We start from the raw sequence: 26,050 nt of genomic DNA on the forward strand, positions 1-26,050 counted from the left end.
CGGGGAGTAGCCTGACTGTAAAAGTAACGGCTTATGTAATGCTTTTTAAAGTTGGGGCAGGATCAGGCAGGGCGGTGGCAGTTTCCATATTTAAAAGATACATATGGTTAAACTTTTCGATGGCCGCCTTTTTTTGTTCCATAAGGGAATGGGAATACACATTAAGGGTAATGGACACGCTGGAATGTCCCAATAGTTCGCTGATGGTTTTTACATCCACCCCCAGCTCAAGGGCCCTGGTGGCAAAGGTATGGCGGATGGCATGAAACTTACGGTCCTGCACATGAGCTTCTTTTAATAGTTTCTTATAAAGCTTTTGAAAGCAGCGGGGATCTAAGGGAGTATCCCCTTCTGAAAAGATATAATGGTCCGGGCTGGCATGAGAAAATCCCCGCTCTTCTGACATTTTTAACAGAAAATCCGGCAGGGGAATTTTTCTTAAAGATTTGCGGCTTTTCGGAGCTCCTACCTGCAGGGATGTTTTGGTTTCACTCTCTTCAAAATGTTTGATTCTGGATACGGTCCGTGCAATGGACAGGGTGCCGGCCTCCATATCAATATCTCCCCATTTAAGGGAACACAATTCACCAAGGCGGATGCCTGTATAAAATGACAGAATAATCCCTGCCGCACGCTTGTCTTTGGAATTCAGTGCCGCATTTTCTATGAGCCTCTGCTCTTTTAAGGAAAAGACTTTAACCTCCTTGTCCTCCGGCTTTGGAACTTTCACCTGTTCAATAATCGAAAAACCCTCTGGATCCCCCTTTAAGATTTCTTTTAAAGCTATTTTAAAGATGGTAAGATTTTTCTTCTTGGATGAATCTGCCAGACTGGTATTTTCTCTTATGGCCTTAACAAAGCAAAGAACAGAATCTTCCGTAATTTTCCGACTCTTTTCCTCTTTAAAAAAAGGAATCACATATTTATTCATGCATCGGTAATAGCTTTCATAAGTAGAGGGTTTTACCCGAAGGGCGGCATCCTCCAGCCAAGCCTCAAATAAGCAGCAGACATCGCTTCCATTCCAGGTAGGCTTCTGTCCAACGGATTCCTGGATTTCCTGGTGATTTTTCATCTTTTCTTTTACGCCTTTGTAGGTTCGGGAGTAGAAATACCGATACGTTCCATCCGATTTTAAACTCCTGCCTTCCCAGCGGCCGTCCTTGCGTTTGTATATATTTTCTCCTCTTCGCGGCATTGTACAATACTCCTTTGCTTATCATATAGTTATTATATGACGTTTCTAATAACGGCAAATAATCCAAATATTACCAGATAAATTATAAAATCCACAGAAGCCTCTGCATTGGTAAATAAATACCGATATACAGGCGCATTAAACTAGCGCCCGTCCATTGTTGTTAATATAAATGTACCGTTGATTGATCCAAAAACAGTCTTTTTCGCTTGTGCTTTTTACGCCGTCTATTGGGACGGTTTTTTTTATTGCTATTTTATTTTCATTGGGGAATCATAATAAAGAAAGGATGATTCCAATGAAATTCATGAGAAAAAAAACAATCAGCACACAGATCCAGAAAAACAGAAACGACACGGAAAAAAAGCTCAGAGCTTATGCGTTCCTTGAGAAAGAAAATCTCTTGTCATCCCTTTCTGTCTCACACAACGGCCTTACCAATGAGGAGGCCTTAGAAAGGCAGAATGAATTCGGAGCAAATGTAATCACGGCAGGAAAAAAAGATACAACGCTCCACAGGCTCAGAGAGGCAGTTATTAATCACTTTAACGTAATTTTACTTGTCATTGCGGCTGTTAATTATTTTACAGATGTTATCGCTTCCTCAAGGCCTGATTATCTAACTGTTTCCATCATCATTTTTCTGGTGATTGTCTCAAGTCTGATTGCCTTTGTCCAGAGTCAGCGTTCTAATGCCGCCGCGGAAAAGCTTTCAGAGATGATTTCCAACAAAGCAGATGTGTGGAGAGGTGGAAAACTTACTGAAATCCCCATGGATGAAGTGGTTCCGGGAGACATAGTAAAGCTATCGGCAGGTCACATGCTTCCGGCAGATGTGCGCTTCCTGACCACCAAAGACACCTTTTTGGCTCAGGCGGCCCTTACTGGTGAGTCTGCTCCTGTGGAGAAATTCGCTGACGGGGACAATAATCCCGGTGATGCTTTGACGGATTTGAAAAACATCGGCTTTATGGGGTCTAATGTGGTAAGCGGAAGCGCCACAGCAGTGGTTCTGGAGACCGGTAATAACACGTATTTCGGCTCCATGGCTCAATCTCTGTCAGGTGACAGAGCCAAGACCAGCTTTGAACGGGGGGTAGAGTCTGTCAGTGGACTTCTGGTACGAAGGATGCTTGTCATGATCCCGGTGGTATTTTTCATTAACGGCATTGCAAAAGGAGACTGGGCAGAGGCCCTTCTTTTTGCCATCAGTATCGCTGTAGGTCTTACGCCGGAAATGCTGCCCATGATTATGACCTCCACCCTGGCAAAGGGAGCAGTGTCCATGTCCAGGCACAAAGTAATTGTCCGCACTCTTGGAGCCATACAGACCTTTGGGGAGATGGATGTGCTCTGCACCGATAAGACAGGGACCCTGACCGAAGATAAGGTGGTTCTGGAAAGATACATGAATCTAAAAGGGGAGGAGGATACCAGAATCCTGCGCCATGCTTATTTAAACAGCTATTTTCAAACCGGCCTTAAGAATCTTATTGATCTGGCGATCATAAACCGTGCCCAACAGAACGGACTGGAGCCTGTTTTAAGTTCTTACAGCCGCATTGATGAAATTCCTTTTGATTTCACGCGGCGCCGGATGAGCGTGGTTTTGACCGACCAAAAGGGAAAACTCCAGCTGATTACTAAGGGAGCGGTGGAAGAAATCCTGGAGATCTCATCCTTTGTGGAGATGAACGGGAACGTTCTTCCAATGGATGAGGAAACCCGGCGTATCGCCATGGCGACCTATGAAAAGTATAATAACGATGGTCTGCGGATCATTGCCGTTGCCCAGAAGAACGAGGTTCCCGGCATAGGGGTATTCAGCGTGGACGATGAGCGGGATATGGTTTTAATAGGCTTTATCGGCTTTCTTGACCCGCCAAAGGAGAGTGCAGGCACCGCCATTGCCGCCCTTTACGACCATGGGGTGAGAACGGTCGTCCTCACCGGAGACAGCGAGGGCGTGGCAGCAAAGGTATGCAGCAAAGTGGGCGTAGATGCTTCCAACATGATGACAGGCCGGGATGTGGAACAGATGGATGACAAAGAGCTTTTACAGGCAGCAGGCATATGTAATTTGTTTGCAAAATTATCTCCCTCCCAGAAGGAGCGGGTAGTAAAAGCATTTCAGAGCGCAGGCCATACGGTAGGGTATATGGGAGACGGCATCAATGATGCGCCGCCCCTGCACCAGGCTGATGTGGGGATTTCCATTGACAGTGCCGTGGATATTGCAAAGGAAACCGCCGATATCATTCTTCTGGAAAAGGATTTGATGGTTTTGGAGGAAGGCGTCATAGAAGGACGCCGCACGTTTGGTAATATCATCAAATATATTAAGATGGCAGCAAGCGGGAATTTCGGAAACATGATTTCCGTCATAGTTGCCAGCCTGCTCCTGCCGTTTCTTCCCATGCTGCCGGTGCAGATATTGACCCAAAACCTGCTGTGCGATTTTTCCCAGATGGGCATACCCTTTGATGATGTGGATAAGGAATATTTAAAAAAGCCCCATAAATGGGAAACAAAGTCCATTAAATCCTTTATGACTTTTTTTGGCCCTCTTAGCTCAATTTTTGATATCTTGTGTTATGCAGTTATGTGGTGGGCCATTGGCGCCAATAAGGTGGAGCTTTCCCCATTGTTTCATTGCGGCTGGTTCGTATTCGGAACCATATCACAGGTACTGGTCATCCACTTGATCCGCACGGAGAAGCTGCCCTTTGTGCAAAGCATGCCTTCCATGCCCCTGTTCCTATCAACATTTATAGTTGCGGTCCTTGCACTGGTCATTGGATTTACAGGTCTTTCCGTTGGTTTAGATATGTACCGTCTGCCGGTACAGTTCGTTCCATGGCTTGCTTTGATTCTGATCGGCTATCTTGCAGCCGTTCAGATGATGAAAAAAGTATATATACACCGATATAAAGAATGGATGTAACGACCTCCAATCATAGAAAGAGCAGCCGGCCTGTTTCGCCTGACTGCTCTTTTTGCTTTCTCTTTTATGCTTCTCCTTCACCATTCACATGAGCTTTAATGGCTGCAAAGCTTTCCGCGCTTATTACGTGCTCGACCCGGCATGCATCCTCCAGTGCGGTCTTAGGAGTCACCCCAAGGGCAATCAGCCACTCCGAAAGCAAGGTGTGGCGTTCGTATATCTTTTCTGCGATTTCAAGCCCTTTTTCCTGCAAAGTGATGTGACCGTTTTCGTCTATCCCGATGTACCCGTTTTCCCGGAGGTTTTTCATTGCCACGCTGACGCTTGGTTTGGAAAAGTCCAGTTCTTCGGCAATGTCTATGGAGCGCACATAGCCATTGCGCTTCTTTAGCATCAGGATCGTTTCCAGATAATTTTCTGCAGATTCCTGTATCCTCATATCATCACCCTCTTTCCTGCTTTCATTGGATATTCCTTTATTTTAACATGGACCGGCACAACTTTTCAAGATGACTTCTTCTTATATTATTTTGTTACCTGTTTATTTTGGTTACAAAAAAACTATGTTACCATTTTTTTGTTGAAATATGTCAAATTTTTTATTATAATGTATTATGGTTGACTTTATCATTTTGCAGATGCCCTTAGGGCGAAGCAATCGGGCTGTGCATACAAAGATATGGGGGGAGGCATATGTTCAAAGTTTTTCATATAGGAGAAGAGAAAGATTTTTCCTGGAGTATGATAGGGAATATAGCAGAAGGGAGAAGGAATCTGGCGTCCCTGCAAAACAGCCTGGAGGTACATAAGATAGGCATTCTAAGAATTGAAAAGTTTGATCCCCGCACTGGAGATGTGGTCCTGACTGCTGGGGAAGACCTGGATTGTTCCGGACTCCCTGTGACGGGAGATCAAGTGTGTAATTATGACGAAGGATTTCTTTCCGGCGTTTTAAAGGAATACACGGGAAAGGATTATCTTGTAAAAGAGGTTGATTGCTGGGCCAGCGGTGCAAGTGTATGCAGATTTGAGGCTAATGTCGATCAACAAGCGAAGGTGTAGTGGATGACAGAAAAAGATGCGTCTGTACTTTTGGAGCAGATTCGCAATATCATTTTAAATAAGCCGGTTTTCGGGGAGCTGGAGGAGAAGGCACAGGTATATTCAGATCTGGAGCAGGCAGTTTTCTATCTTTCTCATTGTCTTATGGAATCCAATGAGCTTCTTAAGAATCTGGCGGAAGGGAACTTAAATGTTCCTCTGCCTGACCGCCACAATTTTCAGGCAGGTGAATTAAAACAGCTTCATGCTGCTTTAAAGCATCTGGCGTGGCAGACCGAACAGGTGATCAAGGGAGATTATAAGCAGCGGGTGAATTTCATGGGGGATTTTTCCCAGGCATTTAATGAAATGGTAGTCCAGCTGGAAATAAGGGAAAATGAGTTGAAAGAGCAGGCAGATAAGATCAAAAGGTTTAATAGGCTGCTGATATTCATTATAAACAGTCTGAAGGAATGGGTTGTTGTTATAGAAGAAGAGAACGAGACGGTATTATATACCAATGATTCAGCCAGAAAGAGGTTTTATGACCCCGGGACAAGGCAATTTGCCTGCGGGGGAGTAGATTGTCCCTTAATGGCCCGCTTAAAATCCCATACCGGCCTGGAACAGGAATTGCGGTATGAATTCAAATGCTCCCGCAATAAGACCTTCCAGGTAAGGTCCTATTCCTTGTTGTGGGAGGATAAAAAGGCGGTGGTCCATCTCATGACGGATGTTACATATCAGAGGGAAAATGAAGCTTTCTTAGAGGTCATGGCCTATAAGGATGAACTGACCGGGCTGGATAACCGGCGCAGCGGCCTGCGTACCATTGACTCTTATATACAAAAGGGCATTCCCTTTTCCCTTTGCATGATTGATATGGACGGGCTGAAAAATATCAATGACCTGTACGGGCATTTATATGGAGATGAATATATAAAGTCCGTTTCGCAAGTGCTGAAGGACTCCGCCCGGGATATAGATATTACATGCCGGTTCGGAGGCGATGAGTTTATCATGCTGTTCCGGGGGTGCGACGAACAGACGGCAGAGGAAAGGATGGACCTGATCGATAAGAAACTGTCTGAAGTTGCGAAGGTCTATCCGATGTCCATCAGCTATGGAGTGGTTTATGTTGAAGAGGGGACGGAACTGTCTCCGGAAGCCGCTTTAAATATAGCAGATGAAAGAATGTACCGCTTTAAAAGGCGGCGAAAGAAGAAAAATAACGGGTTAGGCGGCAAAGGAATTTAGAAAGCTCAACTTTTCTTGTGTTTTTTATGATTTTACATTATAATGATAGGCAGGTTAAATGAAATAGGAGCAAGAAAAGAATGAGATTTATTGGAAGCAAGACATTGCTGCTGGACCAGATTAAGCATGTGATTGATGAAAAGGCGCCGGGAGCGGAGAGCTTTTGTGATATATTTTCTGGAACCGCAGCGGTTGCCAGATATTTTAAACAGTGGTACCAGGTCTGTTCCAATGACCTGCTGTACTTTTCCTATGTGCTGCAAAGGGCTACTGTTGAGAATGACAGTGTGCCGGAATTTGCCCGTTTGCAGGATGAAACCGGAATCACGGATCCGGTAGATTTTTTTAACGGCAGGGAAAAAAAGGATTTAGAAGAGCTGCCAAAGGAGCGCCGGTTTTTTCAGAATACCTATGCTCCCACAGGCGGCCGCATGTATTTAAATGACGAGAATGCTCTGCGCATTGATTTTGCCAGGTGTACCGTGGAAGACTGGAAGGCTGCCGGACTGCTTAGTGAGGACGAATATTATTATCTAGTTGCCTGCATCGTGGAGGGGATCCCTTTTGTTTCCAATACCTCAGGAACCTATGGCGCATTCCATAAAGCCTGGGAGAGGCGAAGCTACAAGCGGTATGAGCTGTACCGGCTGGCTGTGACACACAATGGAAAGCAGAACCGTTCTTTTAATGAAAACGGAGTGGATCTTTTAACACGCCTTAAGGGGGACATCCTCTATATTGATCCTCCCTATAATGCGCGCCAGTATCTTTCCAATTACCATGTCCTTGAAACAGCTGCAAGATATGATTACCCAATGGTTCGGGGAGTTACCGGGCAGCGGCCTGACGAAGGGCAGAAATCTGAATTCTGTATGAAGAATAAGGTGGTTCCGGCGTTTGAAGAGCTGCTTAAGAATGCGCAGTTTAAGCATATCATCTTAAGCTACAGCACGGACGGGCTTATGACGGTAGATGAAATTGAGAAGGCCATGAAAAAGCACGGAAAGCCGGAAACCTTCCAGATCTATGAGATTCCATACCGGAGATACAAGAGCCGGAAGGTAAAGGAAACAGAACGGTTACGGGAGCTCTTGTTTTATATGGAAAAGCAGGTGCCGCCATGTACATAAAAAGTCCTCTAAACTATACTGGGGGAAAATATAAGATTCTGGAACCCATTTTTGAGGCGTTTCCAAAGAATATCCGCACATTTGTGGATGTCTTTGCCGGGGGCTTCAACGTAGGGATTAACGTGGAAGCCAGTCAGATCGTCTGCAATGACCAGATCATGTATCTCATTGAACTGTACCAGATGTTCCGTTCCACCGGCATCAGGGAAATTCTGGAGAGGATTCAGGGCCTGATCTCAAAGTATGAGCTGACACAGCAGAACAGGGAAGGATATTATGCTCTTCGGTCAGACTATAACAGAACGAAGGATTTAACGGAGCTGTTTGTCCTGGCCTGTTATGCGTTTAACCATCAGATACGCTTTAATAACAGCCATGAATTCAATTCACCCTTTGGAAGGAACAGAAGCTCCTTTAATGGCAGCATTGAAAAGAATTTAACAGAGTTCTGCCAGGCTCTTCACGAGAAGAACATTGAGTTTTCAAACCTGGACTTTATGGAACTGGATTATAATGGCCTGGGGCCGGAAGACCTGGTTTACTGCGATCCGCCATATCTGATCTCAACGGGGAATTATAACGATGGGAACCGGGGATTTAAGGACTGGAAGGAACGGGAGGAGCAGGCCCTTTTGTCGCTTTTGGACCGGCTTCACAAACAAGGTACCCGGTTTGCCCTGTCCAATGTCCTATACCATAAGGGATTATCCAATGACCTTCTCATTGAGTGGAGCAAGGGGTATCAGGTTCATTATATCGATCATACCTATTCGAACTGCAGTTATCAGTTTAAAGAGCGGGATGCGGTTACGGTTGAGGTACTGATCACCAATTATTAATAAAGGTTATTTGTCAGGACAAGGTTAATAATGTATGTTTAAGGGAAGTCGTTATTAGACTTCCCTTCATTTGGCTTTTTTTACTCCATATAAGAATATTGCGATTTCAAACATCAGTTAAACTGTTAAAGAAGGCACAATTTTTACCAATATCTTATTCGCGGACACTCCGCTTCAGCCAGCCGGCAGTTTTTAAAATATGAAATGCCTCAACCGCCTTACGGCAGACATTGCCCAGAAAGCTATGAACATGATAGCTGAAATACACAAGCGGCATATAAAAAAATACATTCCGGCTGATTAAACTGGATAACATAAATAAATTACCCAAAAGCGCGAAGCATAGGACAAAGCTGCAAATTAATCCAATCAACAGCAGCCGAATGCGCTGCGTATATGGTTTTGCCAACTTTGCCAGCTGGTAAAAGCCCATTACTCCTATTAGGAAGACGACCATAGTTGAAGTTTCCGTTGTAGGAATATGAAAGAGAATGCCCGCTAATTGTATATAAAGTGTATTAAATACAACTGTTATTGCAGCAGGTATAGTGTGCTCTAAAATATTAGTAAGCAGCTTTCCTTCTGGTCTGGAATAATTTGCCTGCAGTGCCAAAAAGAACGATGGTATGCCAATGGTAAGTTCATTAATCGGCATCATTTGCAGCGGCGCAATTGGATAGGGATATGGAATAAAAATATAAATCAGGGTAAGCAACACAGAGTAGGCGGTCTTTAAAAGAAAAATCGCTGCAACTTTTTCTATGTTGTTGATTACCCTTCGTCCTTCCTTTAAAACGTCAATCATGACACTAAAATCATCTGTTATTAACACGAAATCAGAGGCGGAGCGGGCAGCATCACTTCCGCCAACCATTGCAACGCTGCAATCGGCTTCACGCATCGCCAGAATATCGTTTACACCGTCTCCGGTCATACATGCGGTATGACCATTTTTTTTTAGGCCACGGATCAACTCCCGCTTTTGCTGCGGTGTCACATGGCCGAATATGGTATATTCTTCTACGATAGCTGCGTAGTCAGCTTCACTTTCCACCAGGTTCATATCAATGCTTTTGTCTGAACCTGAGATTCCAGCCTTTTCTGCAACTGCTTGGACCGTTCGGGGATTATCTCCGGAAATCACTTTTAAAATTACGCCTTCCTGTGAGAAATACCGGAAGGTCTCATTTGCATTCTCCCGCAGGTGATCAGAAAGGACCAAAAGCGCGAAGCAGCTTAGCTCTTCTGGAAGCTTCTCTTCCGTGATAGATAGTGGAGAGTGTGCAAGACACAGTACTCTGAATCCCAAGGCGGCCTTTTCGTTGGCCTGTTCTAAAAAGTCTTTATTACTGCCCTTAAATACGATATTTGGCGCACCAATGATATAACTGCCCTTTTCTTTAAAAGTAGCACCGCTCCACTTGCGCTCTGAGGAGAATGGTAAAATGATGTCAGAAATCCAATTTTCAGTTTTCCCAAATGCTTTGGTTAATGCTGCGGCTGTTGCATTTTTGTCTTCCAAAGTCCCCATTAGTTCAGAAACTGCTAATTCCACCTCCTTTTCAGAAGCATCGGAATATAATTCCAGCCTTTCAAACTGCAGTGATCCGTCTGTAATGGTTCCTGTTTTATCCAGACATAGCACATCCGTGCGGGCTAAAGTTTCTATACTGTATAATTCCTGGACCAGCGCTTTTCTTTTTGCCAGTTTAAGCGCACCGACAGTCATCGTGACACCGGTTAATAAGATCAGTCCTGCCGGTATCATGCCCAATACAGATGCTGACGAGCCCAGCACAGCAGTCTCCAGCGAATCTCCAAGCAAAAAGTATTTCATATAAAATAACGTGGTTCCAAGCGGCAGTATTACAATGGTCAAAATCAAGATAATGCGGTTTAATGTACGCAGAAGTGGAGGAACCTGTTTTTTGCTCTTTTTAGCCTCCACGGTCAGAGAGTGAGCATAACTATTTTCCCCTATGGCAGTTATTTGGGCATAGCCATGTCCACTTGTCACATAACTGCCGGACAGAAGAGTATCGCCTTTTGATTTTTGAATTCGATCTGTCTCTCCGGTCAGAAGGGATTCATCTACTTCAAGCCGCTCCGAAGAAACAACCACTGCATCTGCACATACCTGGTTACCGATAGCCAGTATCACAATATCGTCGAGTACAATCTCATCCTGTGCCACTGTATATTCAGACCCGTCCCGGATTACGGTCACATGAGCCTTGGCTAATACAGATAGTTTATCTAATCCGTGTTTGGCCCTCAATTCTTGAAAAATACCCATACACGTATTGCTTATGGCGATTCCAAGAAAAAGTATATTTTCCGGATGTCCGACAATAACCAGAATCACCGCCAGGAAAATATTGATGAAGTTGAACAGTGTAAAAATGTTCTTTGAAATAATACTGGAGATTGACGGGGTAAGCCCCGTTCTTTGTATATTTACAGCTCCTGCATCTATACGGTTGCGGACTTGTTCTGCAGTTAGTCCTGTACCGATATCAGGATTGCATCGCTTTAAGGTTTTATTTATTAATAACCCTTTGCCTTTTCTGTCTTTCATATGATGATCACCATTACAATTCCTATATAATTCTGTCGTTAACTGGTCCATAAGTCTTCCAAATAGGTTTCCCGCTTTTTCTGTGAGTTAAACAAATATTCCTTTACAGTTGTATATTACAGTCAATTGTCATGACAATAAAATAAGCCGGCGGAATGTTATCATTCAGCCGGCTTAGACTGTTCTGAAGCTACTATCACTGGCGCCATTCTGATCTTAATACAGCGTATTCGAAAGTATCCAGCCATACGGGTTCCCCGCTGCTGCTGGTTTCAAAATAAATATTCTGTAAAAGATGTCCCTCACGTCTCATATGTAGGCGTTCAAGCAGCTTCCAGGAATGGTCATTCTTTGGGTTACACATGGCGATAATACGCCTTGCCCCTAACTGTGTAAAGGCATGGTCAAGGAGAGCCTTAGCGCTCTCTGTGGCATAGCCCTGGCCCTGGTACTTTCTGTTAAACACATATCCTAATTCCCATGTATTAAAGTCCTCTTTGCCCAGATACAGGTTCCCTATTAGATTTCCGGTCCCTTTCAGGCAGACCGCATAGAAAGATTCATCATTTGATCTTCTGATTGCTTCTTTTTCGGCCTGGGCTTCTGAATAGATATCATATGGTTCGAAGGCTACGGTTTCCTTGTCAGACAAGTACTCGTGCATATCCTGCCAATCGTTTGGCTGAAACCTTCTGATAATCAGTCTGTCTGTAACGATATTTTCCACTTTGACCCCTTTTTCTTTCTTTAAAACCAGTTATCATATACATTAAATAATTATAGCATAACCTCAAATATATATGAAGATTTCCAACATAAAATTAAGGAATAGACTTAATGAAATAAGAATAAAAATTTTGCTCTCTTTTCAGACATTAGACTAAGTCCGTGGCTTACGCCAGAGAGAGTTGTCCGTACCTTTCCCGCTGTACGGGTAGCCGGGCATCACATTTATTAGGAGATATATACCGGAAATAACAACGGGAAAACTGTTGTCCAATTATACTTAACATCATGCTTGTTCTGTGGTATTCTTGATGTATGAGGTTTATAAAATATAATATATGGAGGCGTTTTATGAAAAGGAGAAGATGTATTTCGATTGGCTTATTTATTGCTGTATTCTTAAGTGGTGCTAAGCCTGTTTACACCATGGCTTATGAAAATACAGGTGTAATACAAGAGTCCCAGAACCAGTTATCCGTTAAGGTTTCAAAAGTCCATGAAAAGTATGGCAATGTATATATCGGCATTAAAAACCCGGATTTTCTAAAATTATTCCAATACGGAGACATCGTTGATGTAACAATTGGAGGTCAGCTATTAGAGGTTCCTGTATGTTCCTCCTATAGTGATGTGGACAGTAAGAAGGTAGTAATCGTTGCATCGTCAGCTGAGGATAAAGCGAATGAGGACATCATATTGGCAATAAATCTCGGCAGCTTTGCAGATACATACGGGACGGCTGTTAATGATAATGTAACGATCAACCTTTCAAAAAAGGGAGGTTACCTGGATGAATACGAAATACGACAACTGAAACGTACGAATAACAGAGATGACTATAGCAGTGATGAGGTGTTTGCCAATTTCCGTGAAATAACTTATGGCAGTATAGCTCCTGGCAGGCTATACAGGTCATCCAACCCGATAAATCCGGAAATTGGAAGAAATCAATACGCTATGCGGCTTACGGAGGCTGCGGGAGTCAAGGTTATATTTAATCTCTCAGAAACTGCCGATGAGGTGTCGGCTCATTTAGGAACCGATACCAACGGCAATCTTGCATATTACAAGGGACTGAATGATACCGGTAATGTGTACGCAATGGGTATGGGACTTGATTCACAATCGGAAGATTTCAAACAGAAACTTGCAGTTATTCTTCGGGAAATGAGCGAAAAGAAAGGTCCTTACCTTATCCATTGTGTAGAGGGAAAAGACAGGACCGGATTCGTTGCCGCATTGCTTGAATCCCTGATGGGTGCGAAATATTGGGAGATTAAAGATGACTATATGGACAGTTTCGTTAATTTCTTTCATGTACCTGTCGCACCCGGTCAATATGACCGGATTGGGAACAATAATATCTTGGAGAGTATGAGACAGATGGCTGGTATTCCCAAGGGAGGCAGCCTTAAAGGGGTAGATTTGTCCAAAGCAGCAGAGACTTATATCAAGTCAATAGGTTTAACAGACGATGAAATAGAAAAAATTAAAGTCAATCTTTCTAACTGAGTCATACGAACAGACAGGCTTAATTGAGAGTATAAAAGGCAGGTGAATAAAGGATCGTTCATGTCTCTGTGAGACATCCTTTAAGCATCTGCCTTTTTTGTAAATTTAAAATCAAGCGGTAATATGATGTCTCGTGCCTTTTAATGCTTGAGACCATTTAATTGGATTTTACTTCTTTCCAGGCTTCATTGTAAAGGGAATCCACCTCATCCCCAAGATATTTATACACTTCGCTGTTCTTTAAAGAGTCCACGTCCGGGAAAACGGCTTTGTTGTTCTGCAATTCCGGATCAAGTAAATCAAAGGCACCTTTATTTGGAGTGGGATAGGTGATGTATTCAAAATTCTTTTTGGCAATTTCAGGACGGCAGAGGAAGTCGATCCATTTCTCTGCGTTTTCCTTGTTAGGCGCATTGGCAGGAATGACCCAGGAATCCAGCCAAAGGTTGGTTCCTTCCTCAGGGATCACGTATTCTAAGGAGTAGTCAAGGCCAAGGTCCTTCACTTCATTCTGGATGTAAAGCATTTCTCCGGAATAGATGACGCCTACTGCAGCCTCACCGCCGATCATCTTATCCCTGACCTGGTCGATGACATAAGCCTGAACCAGAGGCTTTTGCTTGATCAGCAGTTCCTTTGCTTCCTTGATTTCTTCTTCATTGGTGGTGTTAGAAGAGTAGCCCAGGGATTTTAATGCCACCATAAAGGCATCCCGGACGCTGTCCTGCATGAGGATGTTGTCTTTAAACTTTACATCCCAAAGGTCAGACCATTTAGTTGGAACGTCTTTTGGGTCTACCATGCTGGTGTTATAAAGAATTCCTACGGTTCCCCAGCAGTACGGAACGGAGTACTTATTTTCAGGGTCAAAGCTCTTTGACATTTCCTGGTATCTGGGGTCAATCTCCTTTACATTTGGAACATTATCAAAGTTGATCTCAGCCAGAAGATTGTTTTCGATCATTTTCTGGATCATATAATCGGAAGGGCACACCGCGTCGTATTTTACGCCTCCTGCCTCGATGACTGGATACATCTCTTCATTGGTTTCAAACATGTCATAAACGACTTTAATACCAGTTTCTTTTTCAAATTCCTGGATAACGGATTCGTCAATGTACTCCCCCCAGTTGTATACGTAAACCTCTCCGGCGCCTCCTGACTTGGGGGCGGATTTTCCGCAGCCGCTTAATACAGAGAGGGAAAGAGCACACAGGGAGCCGACTGCCATGATCTTAGATAAAGTTTTTTTCATGTGAATATTCTCCTATTATTTTTTACGCTTTGGTGCAAAGTTGGTGATGAGCAGCAGAACCAGCACCGTGATAAAGATGATACTTGACAGCGCATACATGGAGGGCTTAATCCCCCGGCGTACTTCGCTGTAAATCAGGGTAGAAAGAGTATTGATGCCGGCTCCCCTTGTGAAGTGTGTGATGATAAAATCATCTAAGGACATTGTGAATGCAAGGAGAAAACCGGAAAGCACACCCGGAAGGATATCCGGGAACACCACCTTGAAAAATGCGGAGACCGATGTGGCTCCCAGATCCATGGCGGCTTCATAAGTGCTTTTATCTGTTTGCTTTAACTTAGGCATGACGCTTAAAATGACATACGGAATGTTAAAGGTAATGTGTGAAATTAAGATGGTCTTAAAGCCCAGGGAAATCCCAAAGGCGATAAATGCCAGCATAAGGGAGATTCCTGTAACAATATCCGCATTCAGCATGGGGATGTTGGTAACGCCCATGAGAAGGGAGCGGGGGACCCGCTTCATGCCGTTAATGGCAATTGCCGCAGCGGTGCCGATAATGACCGCGATCAGAGAAGACAGGAAAGCGATCAGCAGCGTATTGTAAAGGGCCGTCATAATGGTACTGCTTGAGAACAGCTCTGTATACCATCTGGTGGTAAAGCCGCCCCACTGGGTACGGGATTTAGAGCTGTTAAAGGACAGCACTGCCATTGTAGCAATAGGGGCATATAAAAATACCAGAATGATCACCAGGTAAAAATCCTGAATCATTCGTTTAATAAAAGTCTTTCTGTTCATCAGAATGTCGTCCCCTCCCCGTTCTTATCATATTTGGCAATAAGCGCCATGCTGATCAGAATGAAAATCATCAAAACCAGGGAAAGGCCCGAGCCTAAATTCCAGTTGCTTCCCTTGGTAAACTCCTGCTCGATCACATTGCCGATCAGAAGGATCTTGCTTCCTCCCAAAAGGTTTGAGATAACAAATGTGGTAAGAGCCGGCACGAATACCATGGTGATCCCGCTTACAATGCCGGGGATGCTTAAGGGAAAAAGGATCCGGAACAAAACCTGAACCGTGTTGGCCCCCAAGTCTCTGGCAGCGTTTATCACATTGTCATCGATTTTCATCAGTACGTTGTAAATAGGAAGAACCATAAACGGCAGAAAGTTGTAAACCATACCGAGGATAATGGCTCCCGATGTATTGATCAGATTCTGATTAGGCAGATGGAGTGCGGTCAGAACGCCGTTTATAACGCCGTTCTTTTCCAGCAACGTCTGCCATGCCAGGGTCCGGAGCAGAAAATTCATCCACATGGGAAGGATGAAGATAAAAACGATAAAGCTTCCCTGACCCATCCCTCTGGAACGCAGAACCATGGCCAGAGGATAAGCAAGGATCAGGCAGAGGACAGTGCTTACAAAGGAAAGTCCCAGAGAAAGCCAAAGGGCCTTTGCGTGTTCTGCCGATGCTACGGAGAGGACGTTTGCCAAGGTAAAGGCCCCGGACCGGTCCGTGAGCCCGTAATACACAATCAGCGCAAGCGGGATCAGGATGAAGCCGATCATCCACATGATGTATGGGCCGGATAATAGTTTTTTACTCATTGATTCCCACGGCCTCCTCATCCTCAGAAGCCGGCTTGTTCATGATCTGAATGTCGAATGGGTTCACGTGGATGCCCACCTCCTGTCCGACCGGGAACATATCCGTGCTGTGTACCAGCCATTCAAAGCCGTCAGGGGTGGTCACTTCCATCTCATAGTGGACGCCTTTGAAAATCAAATGGGTAACAATGCCTGTGAGGGTGCCTTCCTCAGGAGCTACCAGGTCGATATCTTCCGGACGGATGACCACGTCAACCGGCTTATGGATTCCAAAGCCCTTATCCACGCAGACGAATTTGGCATGAAAAATCTCCACCAGTTCATCCCGGACCATAATTCCGGGCACGATGTTGCTTTCTCCGATGAAATCAGCCACAAAGGCATTCTCCGGTTCATTGTAGATGTTCTCCGGGGAGCCCATTTGCTGGATATAACCCTGGTTCATGACAACGATGGTATCAGACATGGTCAGGGCTTCTTCCTGGTCATGGGTAACGTAGATAAAGGTGATGCCCAGTTCATTTTTCAGACGGATCAGCTCATACTGCATATCCTGGCGAAGCTTTAAGTCCAAGGCTCCCAAAGGCTCGTCAAGGAGAAGGACCCTTGGCTCGTTTACGATTGCCCTGGCGATGGCGATCCGCTGCTGCTGGCCGCCGCTTAAGGAGCTTACTGAGCGGTTTTCAAAGCCGTCTAAGTTGACCAGCTTTAAGGCATATTTAATTTTATCCTGTATATAAGCCTTCGGTTTATTTTTGATTTTTAGGCCAAATGCGATGTTTTCTGAAATGGACATGTGGTTAAACAAAGCGTATTTCTGGAACACAGTATTCAGCTGACGCTTATTGGGAGGCAGGCTGGTGATGTCCTGCCCGTCAAAAATCACCTGCCCTTTATCAGGGCTTTCAAAGCCGCCGATGATTCGAAGGGTCGTAGTCTTGCCGCATCCGCTGGGTCCTAGCAGGGTAACAAATGCGTTCTCCTTTACCGAGAGGTTTAAATCATCCAGTACCATGGTACCGTCAAAGCTTTTTGTAATATTCCGTAAATCAATTAATGGCTGACCCATGTCCCTTTATCCTCCTGTTAAAAGCTTGGCGGGGAGCTTACCCAGATGAGAGTAGCGCCGGCCTTGCTGCTTAAGTAATGTTTTTTATCTGATACAAAGTAAAAGGATTCCCCTTTTTTGGCTTTATATGTTTTGTTTCCTATATGGATGGAAATATTACCCTGCAGCACGTAGCCGAATTCCTCTCCCTCATGGGGATTGTCAGGATAGGTTTCTCCGCCGGCCTCCAGGGTGAGAAGGATCGGCTCCATCATGTTTTTCTGCGCATTGGGAATGATCCATTTGATTTCATTCTTAAGCTCTGCATCGTGTTTCTCAAAATAATCGGATTTTCCGAAAACGATCTGTTCTTCCGGACTCTCATTGAAGAACTCGCCGACAGAGGTTCCTAGGCATTGTAAAATATCCAAAAGGGTAGCAATGGATGGGGACGTCAAATCCCTTTCCAGCTGGGATATGAACCCCTTTGACAGCTCCGCGCGGTCAGCCAGTTCTTCCTGCGTAAGCCCCTTTAAGACCCGAAGCTCTTTTAGTTTTGTACCGATATCCATATGCTCCTCCTTTATAATTATGTTAAGCTGAAAGTTTACCTATACTAACTGACGATAAAAATAACTAAAAAGTTTAGTAATGATAAACAGGCAGCAAAATACATTATACTGTTTTTTCATTGTATGTCAATAGTTTTTAAGGAACTTTTTCCTTAACAAACAATGAAATTTATGATATGATAGTTTTAGTTTATACAACGAAGTCCGAATCGCCAAACGGCGCGTCGGACGGCTGATTTTCTGGATTCAGGCAGCACCTGAATTTGCCTTTTTTCAGAGGATCGTGCTAAGGAAGATTCCAGGAGGATATGTGTGATGAATGGCAAGTATATGGCTTATGTAGGTTCTTATTCCTACAATGGACAGGCAAAGGGGATTACTGTATACGATGTTGATGTGGAAGAGGGCCGTTTTATTCCAAGATGCGAGGTGGAAGTTGATAATTCTTCCTATGTAATTGCTTCTAATGATGGGAAGACGCTTTACTCCATTGCGGACGAAGGAATCGTATCCTTCCGCATTCATGAGAATGGGGCGATAACAAGACTTAATTCAGCGAATATTAAGGGGATGAGGGGCTGCCATCTGTCTACTGATGCAGAGGACAGGTATATCTTTGTATCTGGATACCATGATGGAAAGTCCACGGTGCTTCGGCTGAATGAGGATGGCTCCGTAGGTGAGATCGTGACCGGAGTGTACCATAAGGGCCTTGGCAGTGTGGCAGAAAGAAACTTCCGTCCTCATGTGAGCTGTTCCAGAAGAACTCCTGATGGAAAATTCATCATGGTGGCTGATCTGGGAATTGATCAGGTTAAGATTTACCGTTTTAATGAGAAGGATGAAGAAATGGTACTGGTGGATGTCCTGCACTGCGATCTGGAATCCGCTCCCAAATGCTTCCGTTTCAGTTCTGACGGAAGATTTTTCTATCTTATTTCAGAGTTAAAGAATGTGATCGATGTGTTCACCTATGAAACAGGAGAGCGGCAGCCTAAGATCGAGAAGATCCAGACGGTTCTCACCGCCGGACCAAAGCAGAGCCAGCTTACTGCGGCATGCTCCATGCGCATCTCCAATGACGAAAGGCATCTATTCTGCGGCAACGCGGGGGACAATTCTGTTACGGTTTACGAGAGGGACAAGGAAACAGGACTTTTAGAAGCCTTATGCTGTCTTCCCATAAGCGGCAGCTATCCCAAGGATATCTGCGTTTTTCCGGATGATAAGCATATCGCTTCCATCAACCATGAGACCGGAAGTATCACATTTTTCACGGTTGATTATCAGAAAGGGCTTCTTGTCATGAACGGCAAGGAACTTAAGGTCAATGAACCGAACAGCTGCGTAATCGTAAAAGTAGACAATTAAAATACCTTGAAGGCATACCTCTACACCCAGAAAGCATGGTCTATTGAGAGGAAACACCTTACAGGCATACCTCTATGCCCGGAAAACATGGGCAGGGAAGAGGAAAGGAGAGACATACATGGCAGGATCAACACTGGGGACAATATGGAAGGTAACAACCTGGGGGGAATCACATGGAAAGGCCATCGGCGTTGTGTTAGACGGCTGTCCGGCGGGTCTTAAACTGGAGGAGGCGGATATCCAGGAATACTTAGACCGTAGAAAACCGGGTCAGAGCAAATTTACCACAAAGCGCCAGGAGGCCGATCAGGTGGAGATCCTGTCTGGAGTTTTTGAAAGAAAGACAACAGGGACTCCCATTTCCATGGTGATCTGGAATACGGACCAACGTTCCAGGGATTACGGAAACTTAATGGAGGTTTACCGTCCGGGTCATGCGGATTTTTCCTTTGATGAAAAATACGGAATCAGGGATTACCGGGGCGGCGGCCGTTCCTCCGGAAGGGAGACCATTGGAAGGGTGGCGGCCGGTGCTGTTGCCGCCTGCTTTTTAAAGAGTCTGGGGATTACTGTGACTGCTTACACCAGATCCGTTGGGCCTTATGAGGTAAAGGCAGAGCAGTTCAGTATAAAGGAGCGGGATAATAATCAACTTTTCATGCCTGATAAGGAAACAGCGGCTCTTGCCTGCGAATACTTAGAAGAGATGATGGGAAAGCTGGACTCTGTGGGAGGCGTGGTGGAATGTGTCATTGACGGTGTTCCAGCCGGAATCGGTGATCCGGTATTTGAAAAGTATGATGCAGCTCTTGCAAAGGCGGTCATGTCCATTGGAGCAGTCAAGGGCTTTGAGATCGGAGACGGCTTTGGGGCTGCCCGCTCCCTGGGTTCCCAGAATAACGATGGCTTTTGTAAGGGGCTTAATAAGGGTGTGGAGAAGATCACCAACCATGCAGGAGGTATTCTTGGAGGGATCAGCGATGGTTCCCAGGTGGTTCTGCGCGCTGCATTTAAGCCTACGCCATCTGTGGCGCAGTCCCAGAAAACCGTGACGCGCCTGGGTGAGGAAACAGAGATCCAGATCAAGGGACGCCATGACCCTATCGTTGTCCCTCGTGCAGTGGTAGTAGTGGAAGCCATGGCGGCACTTACCACAGCAGACTTACTGCTTGCCAACATGGCCTCCAGAATGGACAGGATCCTTACCTTTTATGGCCGGCAGACGGCAGGAGAAGGGGAAGGAAGCTTAGAAACTTGATAAAATCCGGCATTTATGATATGTTAAATGCCGGATATATTTTACACGGGCAATGAGCTGGGCGAACATGCCTGCATGTTCAGCCGGCTATGACAGAATGACAGAATGACAGGAGAATGATGATGAAGATTGCAATGGGAAATGACCATACGGCCATAGAAATGAAGAATTACATCAAGGAATTTGTAGAGAGCAAGGGATATGAAGTGATCGACTTTGGAACCAATTCCACAGAAAGCTGCGATTATCCGGAATATGGAGAAAAGGTAGGACGCGCGGTTGCAGACGGAGAAGCTGATCTGGGAATCGCCATCTGCGGAACAGGAGTGGGAATCTCCCTTGCCTGCAACAAGGTCAGGGGAATCCGGGCTTGTGTCTGCAGCGAACCTTATACTGCAAAGCTTTCCAGAATGCACAATGATTCCAATGTGCTTTGCTTCGGTGCCCGTGTCATCGGCCAGGAGATGGCAAAGATGATCACAGAGGAATGGCTGGATGCAAAGTATGAGGGCGGAAGGCATCAGCGCCGTGTGGATATGGTAATGGATATCGAAAAAAGAAACGAATAAATTTGTATTGCGAAGGGGGAAACCTATGAAAAAGATTGGATTTATTGGAATTGGAATTATGGGAAAGTCCATGGTACGCAATCTGATGAAGGCCGGATATGAGGTTGCGGTATATTCAAGAACCAAAAGCAAGGCGGAAGATGTCCTTTCTGAAGGTGCTATATGGTGTGAAGATGTGAAGGCCTGCTCCAAAGGCAGGGATGCGGTCATCACCATCGTTGGGTATCCGCAGGATGTGGAAGAGGTCTATTTCGGGGAAAATGGGATTATCGCTAACGCAGACAAGGGAACCTGCTTGATTGACATGACCACCACCAGTCCCAAGCTTGCGGTACGGATTTATAAAGAAGCAAAACAGGCAGGGCTAAAGGCCCTGGATGCCCCGGTGACAGGAGGAGATACTGGCGCAAGGGAAGGAACCCTTACCATACTGGCAGGAGGGGACAGAGACGCTTATGACGGCTGCCACCCTGTTTTTGAGGCAATGGGAAAGGCAATCCGGTATGAAGGAACGGCCGGAAACGGACAGCACACCAAAATGTGCAACCAGATCGCCATTGCAGGAGCCCTCTCAGGCGTCTGTGAGGCAATGGTTTATGCAAAGGCCAATGGTCTTGATGTAGATACCATGGTGGATTCCATCGCTACCGGTGCGGCCGGAAGTGCCCAGTTAAATGCAATGGCTCCCAGGATCCTTTCCGGAGACTTTGCACCAGGATTCTTTATCAAGCATTTTATCAAAGACATGAAGCTTGCAGCCGAGGAGGCGGAGGGTGCAGGTATCCGGCTTGGAGTGCTTGACCACGTGCTTTCCATGTATGAATCCATGGCTGCTACTGGTCATGAAGAGGAAGGAACACAGGCTCTGGTCAAATATTACCAGTGGTAAAAAGTATAAAAACGCAGGCGGGGTAGCAGCTCCAGCCTGCGTTTTTACTTTATTCAATATTTTTTATGGAAGGGAAATACCGGAACAGGACCTTTGCGATGATCTTGTCCTTTTCCACGAATTTATGTTTCCACCTTCTTGCATCTGCGGAGAAATTCCGGTTGTCTCCAAGCATGAAGTAACAGTCTTCCGGCACTTCATAATGGGCATCAGGCTCCGGTTCCATGGGCTCCGGAAGATAAGGCTCTTCAAGAGGCATCTCAGAATTATTGATGTAAACTTTTCCGTCCCGGATATCGATGATGTCGCCTGGAAGGCCGATGACACGTTTTACGTAATAGGTTTTTCCGGTAGGGTCATCAGGGAAATGGAAGATGGCGATATCTCCCCGCTTTGGATCGCCAAAATAATAGGATAGCCTGGAGCCAATGACCCGGTCTCCTGTCATAATGGTCTTTTCCATGGATCCGCTGGGTACCCTGCTGTTTGCAATGATGAAATTATTGAGCAAAAATGCAATGACAGCGGCGGTAATAATGATCTTGATCCAACTGATGATTTCTTCCCTCCAGCTGAACGGTTCCCGTTCTTTTGGCATGTTATCGTTCTTTTTCATATGATCTCTCTTCTTTTCCTTCATGATGGTTCCATTACAGAGTTTAAATGAGATTGATTTATAACGCAAGGGGTTTTACAAAATGGTAAGAAAATATTCACAAATACTCTATGGATTGTCCATAAAATCATGATAACATGATTCTAAGATAAAAAATTCACACCAGGGGGAGCCGGATCATGGGAGGGAAAAGCCGGAATCAGGATAGAACGCTTATTGCAGCTTCTGCGTTAATGTTTGCAGTTTCAACGCTGTTTCAGATACTGGCAAGAAAGGTTCCGGGATTTGGGGACTGGTATGCCAGGCGTGTTTACCGGTTTATGGTTGGAAGCATTGGAAGGCTATCCGGGGTATTTCCCTTTGCCCTTGTGGAGGCCTGCACCTACCTGCTTATTTTGTACGCTGTTTTCTACGTCTTCGTCCACCGTAAGGAGAGGAAGAAGATCCTCATAAGAGCCGTATTTCTCATTACCGGCCTTTTTTTACTGTTTACGTTAAACTGTGGTATCAACTATTACCGGAAGCCATTTTCCAGCTATTCAGGGCTGGATATGAGAAAGTCTTCCGTTGAGGAACTGGAGCATCTCTGCCGAAAGCTTACAGAAGACGTAAACCGTATGTGCGGAGAAGGAATAGCAAGAGAAACAGACTTAAAAAGCCTGGAAAAGGAAAGCGTAAAAGCCATGAAAGGACTGGGAGAGGCTTATCCTGAGCTGGCAGGCTATTACCCGTCTCCAAAGCCACTCCTATGGTCTTACTTCTTTTCCGTCCAGCAGCTTTGCGGCCAGTATTCCCCTTTTACAGTGGAGGCCACTTATAACCGGTCCATGCCGGATTACAACATTCCCCATACGGTCTGCCATGAGCTGTCCCACCTAAGAGGGTTCATGAGAGAGGATGAGGCCAACTTCATCGGCTATCTGGCCTGCATTGAATCTGAGGTTGATGTATTCCGCTACAGCGGATACTTAACCGGCTGGGTTTACGCTACCAATGCCCTGGCAAAGGCAGACTGGGAGGCATACGCAGAAATCTGCGGACAGCTTAGTGAAAAGGCATGGGATGACTTAAGAAACAACAATGAATTCTGGGGGAAATACGAGGGGAAGGCTGCCGAGGTTTCCAACCGGATGAATGATACTTATTTAAAGCTGAACAGCCAGACCGATGGCGTTAACAGCTACGGCAGAATGGTTGATTTAATGCTGGCTTACGCAAGGCTGAAATAGCCCCAATTCCTGGCAGACTCTTGAAAATTACATGACCTGGTGATAAAATATTTCTATAACGAGGGACCAGGAGGAGTCATGTATGGATGGTAAATTGTATGATTTGATGGATTGGGCCGGCATTGAAGAGATTGTATATTCAGAAGCAGCGAATCCCCACGAGATTCTGGGCCCGCACGTAACAGAGCAGGGGCTGCTTATCCAGGCATTTATTCCTACGGCTGAATCGGTGATCGTCCGGTTTAGGGAAAGCGGAAAGGAATACCCTATGGAGCTTGCGGATGAAGCCGGTTTTTTTGCGGCTCTTATACCACGCAAAACTGCAGCAGCTTATATCCTGTTGGTTACCTACGATAATGGGACATCAGAAGAATGTCTGGATCCCTATTCCTTTCCAGTCTTTTATACGTCGGAAGACATCAAAAAGTTTGAATCCGGAATTCACTACAGCATCTATGAAAAAATGGGGGCGCACCCCATGTCTGCAGGCGGAGCAGAAGGGGTATACTTTTCTGTGTGGGCTCCCTGTGCCATGCGAGTCAGTGTGGTTGGAGACTTTAACCTGTGGGATGGCAGGCGTCATCAGATGAGGAGGCTGGGGGATTCCGGCATTTTTGATTTGTTTATTCCCGGCTTAAAGACAGGAGCGATATATAAGTATGAGATAAAGCATAAAAACGGGACACCCCAGCTTAAAAGCGATCCCTACGCCAATTACTGTGAGCTGCGTCCCGCCAATGCTTCCGTGATCTGGGATATTAACCAGTATTCCTGGGGGGATCAGGAATGGATGAAAAAGCGGGCAGGGTCTGATTCCAAACAAAGTCCCATGTCCATTTATGAGGTGCACTTAGGCTCATGGTTCCGGAAGGAAGCGGAGCTAGATGAAAACGGAGCTGCCATTGTTGGTTCTGAATTCTATCATTATCGTGAAATTGCAGAAAAGCTGGCGGAATATGTAAAGGATATGGGTTACACCCATGTGGAACTTCTTCCCATTATGGAACATCCTCTGGATGCCTCCTGGGGATATCAGGTGACCGGGTATTATGCGCCCACCAGCCGTTACGGAACGCCGGATGATTTTATGTATTTCATGGATTACATGCATAAGCAGGGCATCGGTGTGATTATAGACTGGGTTCCGGCTCATTTTCCCAGGGACAGCTTTGGGCTTGCCAGCTTTGACGGAACCTGTGTTTATGAGCATAAGGACCCTAGACAAGGGGCACATCCCCATTGGGGAACTTTGATTTATAATTACGGAAGGCCAGGTGTCAGCAACTTCCTTATCGCCAATGCTCTTTTCTGGGCGGACAAGTACCATGCGGATGGAATCCGTATGGATGCGGTAGCTTCCATGCTATACTTAGATTATGGCAAAAATCCGGGGGAATGGATTCCCAATATTTACGGCGGCCATGAAAACCTGGAAGCTGTCGAGTTCCTGAAGCATTTAAATTCCATATTCAAGGGGCGAAAAGATGGGGCGGTTATGATTGCGGAGGAATCCACGGCATGGCCCCGGATCACGGCTGATGTAAAGAGTGAAGGCCTGGGCTTTGATTATAAATGGAACATGGGCTGGATGAATGATTTCACCGGATATATGCAATATGATCCTTATTTCAGAAAGCACCATTATGGAGAGATGACCTCCAGCATGCTTTATGCTTACAGTGAAGATTTTATCCTTGTATTCTCCCACGATGAGGTAGTTCATGGAAAAGGTTCCATGTTGGGAAAGATGCCGGGAGAAACCCTGGAGGAAAAGGCGGCGAATCTAAAAGCTGCTTACGGTTTTATGATGGGACATCCCGGTAAAAAGCTTTTGTTCATGGGTCAGGATTTTGCTCAGGTAAGTGAATGGAATGAAAACAAAAGTCTAGACTGGGAGATTCTAAAATATCCCCTTCATAGGCAGACGCAGGATTACGTAAAGGCTTTGAACCGTCTTTATAAGAGCCAGCCGGCCTTATACCAGCTAGATTATGATCCGGACGGCTTTGAGTGGGTGGAATGCACGGATTCAAAAGACAGCATTATATGCTTTTTAAGAAAGACTAAGAAAAAGGAGGAGACTCTTCTCTTTCTGTGTAATTTTGATACAATGCATCACGAGAAATACCCGGTAGGGGTTCCCTTTGAGGGAAAATATAAGGAAATATTAAACAGTGATGACAAGGCCTTTGGAGGACAGGGCCGGGTAAATCCACGGGCAAAAACCTCTAAGAAAAAGGAGGCGGATGAAAGGCCGGATTCTATGGAAATAACCGTTGCTCCCTTAAGCATCATGGTATTTACCTGTACCCCTGAAAAGAAGCCGGCTTTGGCAGGGAAGAAGACCAGGAAGCCCGCATATACTGAAAAGGCAAAGGCTAAAAGAAAATAACTTAATTCATTCG

22 protein-coding genes are annotated in these 26,050 nt (G+C 45.3%); 12 read left to right on the forward strand and 10 right to left on the reverse strand.

Annotation, left to right across the window (positions count from 1 at the left end):
• Positions 1 to 31 precede the first annotated feature (31 nt).
• Complete coding sequence (locus tag H171_RS21980; RefSeq protein ID WP_100307033.1) at positions 32 to 1,198, reverse strand: tyrosine-type recombinase/integrase; 1,167 nt, start codon at positions 1,196 to 1,198, stop codon at positions 32 to 34.
• Positions 1,199 to 1,496: 298 nt separating this feature from the next.
• Here H171_RS21980 and mgtA point away from each other — a divergent pair, with 298 nt between their 5' ends.
• Complete coding sequence (mgtA, locus tag H171_RS21985; protein ID WP_242977043.1) at positions 1,497 to 4,142, forward strand: magnesium-translocating P-type ATPase; 2,646 nt, start codon at positions 1,497 to 1,499, stop codon at positions 4,140 to 4,142.
• A 64-nt stretch (positions 4,143 to 4,206) separates the two neighbouring features.
• Here the strand turns inward: mgtA and H171_RS21990 are convergent, their stop codons facing one another.
• Positions 4,207 to 4,581 (reverse strand): metal-dependent transcriptional regulator, encoded by a 375-nt coding sequence (locus H171_RS21990; RefSeq protein WP_100307035.1) that lies wholly within the window; start codon positions 4,579 to 4,581, stop codon positions 4,207 to 4,209.
• 254 nt (positions 4,582 to 4,835) lie between these two features.
• Here H171_RS21990 and H171_RS21995 point away from each other — a divergent pair, with 254 nt between their 5' ends.
• The 4 genes from H171_RS21995 (at position 4,836) to H171_RS22010 (ending at position 8,409) form a co-directional block, all read left to right on the forward strand.
• Positions 4,836 to 5,204, forward strand: a complete 369-nt coding sequence (locus H171_RS21995) for a V4R domain-containing protein (protein ID WP_100307036.1) — start codon at positions 4,836 to 4,838, stop codon at positions 5,202 to 5,204.
• A gap of 3 nt (positions 5,205 to 5,207) precedes the next feature.
• Entirely contained in the window at positions 5,208 to 6,440 is a 1,233-nt protein-coding gene (locus H171_RS22000; RefSeq protein ID WP_100307037.1) for a sensor domain-containing diguanylate cyclase, read from the forward strand.
• A gap of 80 nt (positions 6,441 to 6,520) precedes the next feature.
• Positions 6,521 to 7,570, forward strand: coding sequence for a DNA adenine methylase (locus tag H171_RS22005; RefSeq protein ID WP_100307038.1), 1,050 nt, complete (start codon positions 6,521 to 6,523; stop codon positions 7,568 to 7,570).
• On the forward strand, positions 7,561 to 8,409 hold the full coding sequence (locus H171_RS22010) for a DNA adenine methylase (RefSeq protein WP_100307039.1): 849 nt from the start codon (positions 7,561 to 7,563) through the stop codon (positions 8,407 to 8,409). The genes H171_RS22005 and H171_RS22010 overlap by 10 nt, the downstream gene beginning before the upstream one ends.
• A gap of 154 nt (positions 8,410 to 8,563) precedes the next feature.
• Here the strand turns inward: H171_RS22010 and H171_RS22015 are convergent, their stop codons facing one another.
• Both H171_RS22015 and H171_RS22020 read right to left on the reverse strand, forming a co-directional pair.
• The gene (locus H171_RS22015; protein WP_157803207.1) at positions 8,564 to 10,987 is read right to left on the reverse strand and encodes an HAD-IC family P-type ATPase; all 2,424 of its coding nucleotides are present in this window, start codon (positions 10,985 to 10,987) and stop codon (positions 8,564 to 8,566) included.
• 196 nt (positions 10,988 to 11,183) lie between these two features.
• The gene (locus tag H171_RS22020) at positions 11,184 to 11,714 is read right to left on the reverse strand and encodes a GNAT family N-acetyltransferase (RefSeq protein ID WP_100307041.1); all 531 of its coding nucleotides are present in this window, start codon (positions 11,712 to 11,714) and stop codon (positions 11,184 to 11,186) included.
• 350 nt (positions 11,715 to 12,064) lie between these two features.
• On the opposite strand from H171_RS22020, the gene H171_RS22025 reads away from it, so the two are divergent.
• Positions 12,065 to 13,225: a tyrosine-protein phosphatase gene (locus H171_RS22025; RefSeq protein ID WP_157803208.1), complete on the forward strand. Its 1,161-nt coding sequence runs from the start codon at positions 12,065 to 12,067 to the stop codon at positions 13,223 to 13,225.
• Positions 13,226 to 13,382: 157 nt separating this feature from the next.
• On the opposite strand, the gene H171_RS24655 is transcribed toward H171_RS22025, so the two are convergent.
• From H171_RS24655 to H171_RS22045, 5 genes are read right to left on the reverse strand one after another with little or no spacing between them, the layout of a single operon-like run.
• Positions 13,383 to 14,480, reverse strand: coding sequence for an ABC transporter substrate-binding protein (locus H171_RS24655; protein WP_242977045.1), 1,098 nt, complete (start codon positions 14,478 to 14,480; stop codon positions 13,383 to 13,385).
• 15 nt (positions 14,481 to 14,495) lie between these two features.
• Positions 14,496 to 15,281, reverse strand: coding sequence for an ABC transporter permease (locus H171_RS24660; RefSeq protein WP_242977047.1), 786 nt, complete (start codon positions 15,279 to 15,281; stop codon positions 14,496 to 14,498).
• Positions 15,281 to 16,093 carry an ABC transporter permease gene (locus tag H171_RS22035; protein WP_100307043.1) on the reverse strand — a complete coding sequence of 271 codons (813 nt, stop codon included), beginning with the start codon at positions 16,091 to 16,093 and terminating at the stop codon, positions 15,281 to 15,283. Before H171_RS22035 ends, H171_RS24660 begins: the two co-directional genes overlap by 1 nt.
• Positions 16,086 to 17,162, reverse strand: coding sequence for an ABC transporter ATP-binding protein (locus H171_RS22040; protein WP_100307044.1), 1,077 nt, complete (start codon positions 17,160 to 17,162; stop codon positions 16,086 to 16,088). Before H171_RS22040 ends, H171_RS22035 begins: the two co-directional genes overlap by 8 nt.
• Before the next feature lie 17 nt (positions 17,163 to 17,179).
• Positions 17,180 to 17,713, reverse strand: coding sequence for a helix-turn-helix domain-containing protein (locus tag H171_RS22045; RefSeq protein ID WP_092242480.1), 534 nt, complete (start codon positions 17,711 to 17,713; stop codon positions 17,180 to 17,182).
• Positions 17,714 to 18,028: 315 nt separating this feature from the next.
• Between H171_RS22045 and H171_RS22050 the strand changes: the two genes are divergently transcribed.
• The 4 genes from H171_RS22050 to H171_RS22065 all read left to right on the forward strand — a co-directional run bounded on the left by H171_RS22050 (position 18,029) and on the right by H171_RS22065 (position 21,800).
• A complete protein-coding gene (locus tag H171_RS22050) occupies positions 18,029 to 19,084 on the forward strand; it encodes a lactonase family protein (RefSeq protein WP_100307045.1) in 1,056 nt (351 codons plus the stop codon).
• A gap of 118 nt (positions 19,085 to 19,202) precedes the next feature.
• Positions 19,203 to 20,342, forward strand: a complete 1,140-nt coding sequence (gene aroC / locus H171_RS22055; protein WP_100307046.1) for a chorismate synthase — start codon at positions 19,203 to 19,205, stop codon at positions 20,340 to 20,342.
• A 122-nt stretch (positions 20,343 to 20,464) separates the two neighbouring features.
• A complete protein-coding gene (gene rpiB, locus H171_RS22060; protein ID WP_025230152.1) occupies positions 20,465 to 20,911 on the forward strand; it encodes a ribose 5-phosphate isomerase B in 447 nt (148 codons plus the stop codon).
• A 25-nt stretch (positions 20,912 to 20,936) separates the two neighbouring features.
• A complete protein-coding gene (locus tag H171_RS22065; RefSeq protein WP_100307047.1) occupies positions 20,937 to 21,800 on the forward strand; it encodes an NAD(P)-dependent oxidoreductase in 864 nt (287 codons plus the stop codon).
• A gap of 49 nt (positions 21,801 to 21,849) precedes the next feature.
• Here the strand turns inward: H171_RS22065 and lepB are convergent, their stop codons facing one another.
• Positions 21,850 to 22,416 (reverse strand): signal peptidase I, encoded by a 567-nt coding sequence (gene lepB / locus H171_RS22070; protein WP_166433644.1) that lies wholly within the window; start codon positions 22,414 to 22,416, stop codon positions 21,850 to 21,852.
• 179 nt (positions 22,417 to 22,595) lie between these two features.
• Here lepB and H171_RS22075 point away from each other — a divergent pair, with 179 nt between their 5' ends.
• On the forward strand, positions 22,596 to 23,645 hold the full coding sequence (locus H171_RS22075) for a DUF3810 domain-containing protein (RefSeq protein ID WP_100307048.1): 1,050 nt from the start codon (positions 22,596 to 22,598) through the stop codon (positions 23,643 to 23,645).
• Positions 23,646 to 23,727: 82 nt separating this feature from the next.
• The gene (gene glgB, locus H171_RS22080) at positions 23,728 to 26,037 is read left to right on the forward strand and encodes a 1,4-alpha-glucan branching protein GlgB (RefSeq protein ID WP_100307049.1); all 2,310 of its coding nucleotides are present in this window, start codon (positions 23,728 to 23,730) and stop codon (positions 26,035 to 26,037) included.
• Positions 26,038 to 26,050: the final 13 nt, after the last annotated feature.

The organism is [Clostridium] celerecrescens 18A (genome assembly GCF_002797975.1).
Taxonomy (GTDB): Bacteria; Bacillota; Clostridia; order Lachnospirales; family Lachnospiraceae; genus Lacrimispora; species Lacrimispora celerecrescens.

Bases quoted from the DNA above. Each gene is read 5' to 3' on its own strand.
- H171_RS21980 (WP_100307033.1), bottom strand. From the start codon at position 1,198: ATGCCGCGAAGAGGAGAAAATATATACAAACGCAAGGACGGCCGCTGG.
- mgtA (WP_242977043.1), top strand. From the start codon at position 1,497: ATGAAATTCATGAGAAAAAAAACAATCAGCACACAGATCCAGAAAAAC.
- H171_RS21990 (WP_100307035.1), bottom strand. From the start codon at position 4,581: ATGAGGATACAGGAATCTGCAGAAAATTATCTGGAAACGATCCTGATG.
- H171_RS21995 (WP_100307036.1), top strand. From the start codon at position 4,836: ATGTTCAAAGTTTTTCATATAGGAGAAGAGAAAGATTTTTCCTGGAGT.
- H171_RS22000 (WP_100307037.1), top strand. From the start codon at position 5,208: ATGACAGAAAAAGATGCGTCTGTACTTTTGGAGCAGATTCGCAATATC.
- H171_RS22005 (WP_100307038.1), top strand. From the start codon at position 6,521: ATGAGATTTATTGGAAGCAAGACATTGCTGCTGGACCAGATTAAGCAT.
- H171_RS22010 (WP_100307039.1), top strand. From the start codon at position 7,561: ATGTACATAAAAAGTCCTCTAAACTATACTGGGGGAAAATATAAGATT.
- H171_RS22015 (WP_157803207.1), bottom strand. From the start codon at position 10,987: ATGAAAGACAGAAAAGGCAAAGGGTTATTAATAAATAAAACCTTAAAG.
- H171_RS22025 (WP_157803208.1), top strand. From the start codon at position 12,065: ATGAAAAGGAGAAGATGTATTTCGATTGGCTTATTTATTGCTGTATTC.
- H171_RS24655 (WP_242977045.1), bottom strand. From the start codon at position 14,480: ATGAAAAAAACTTTATCTAAGATCATGGCAGTCGGCTCCCTGTGTGCT.
- H171_RS24660 (WP_242977047.1), bottom strand. From the start codon at position 15,281: ATGAACAGAAAGACTTTTATTAAACGAATGATTCAGGATTTTTACCTG.
- H171_RS22035 (WP_100307043.1), bottom strand. From the start codon at position 16,093: ATGAGTAAAAAACTATTATCCGGCCCATACATCATGTGGATGATCGGC.
- H171_RS22040 (WP_100307044.1), bottom strand. From the start codon at position 17,162: ATGGGTCAGCCATTAATTGATTTACGGAATATTACAAAAAGCTTTGAC.
- H171_RS22045 (WP_092242480.1), bottom strand. From the start codon at position 17,713: ATGGATATCGGTACAAAACTAAAAGAGCTTCGGGTCTTAAAGGGGCTT.
- H171_RS22050 (WP_100307045.1), top strand. From the start codon at position 18,029: ATGAATGGCAAGTATATGGCTTATGTAGGTTCTTATTCCTACAATGGA.
- aroC (WP_100307046.1), top strand. From the start codon at position 19,203: ATGGCAGGATCAACACTGGGGACAATATGGAAGGTAACAACCTGGGGG.
- rpiB (WP_025230152.1), top strand. From the start codon at position 20,465: ATGAAGATTGCAATGGGAAATGACCATACGGCCATAGAAATGAAGAAT.
- H171_RS22065 (WP_100307047.1), top strand. From the start codon at position 20,937: ATGAAAAAGATTGGATTTATTGGAATTGGAATTATGGGAAAGTCCATG.
- lepB (WP_166433644.1), bottom strand. From the start codon at position 22,416: ATGAAAAAGAACGATAACATGCCAAAAGAACGGGAACCGTTCAGCTGG.
- H171_RS22075 (WP_100307048.1), top strand. From the start codon at position 22,596: ATGGGAGGGAAAAGCCGGAATCAGGATAGAACGCTTATTGCAGCTTCT.
- glgB (WP_100307049.1), top strand. From the start codon at position 23,728: ATGGATGGTAAATTGTATGATTTGATGGATTGGGCCGGCATTGAAGAG.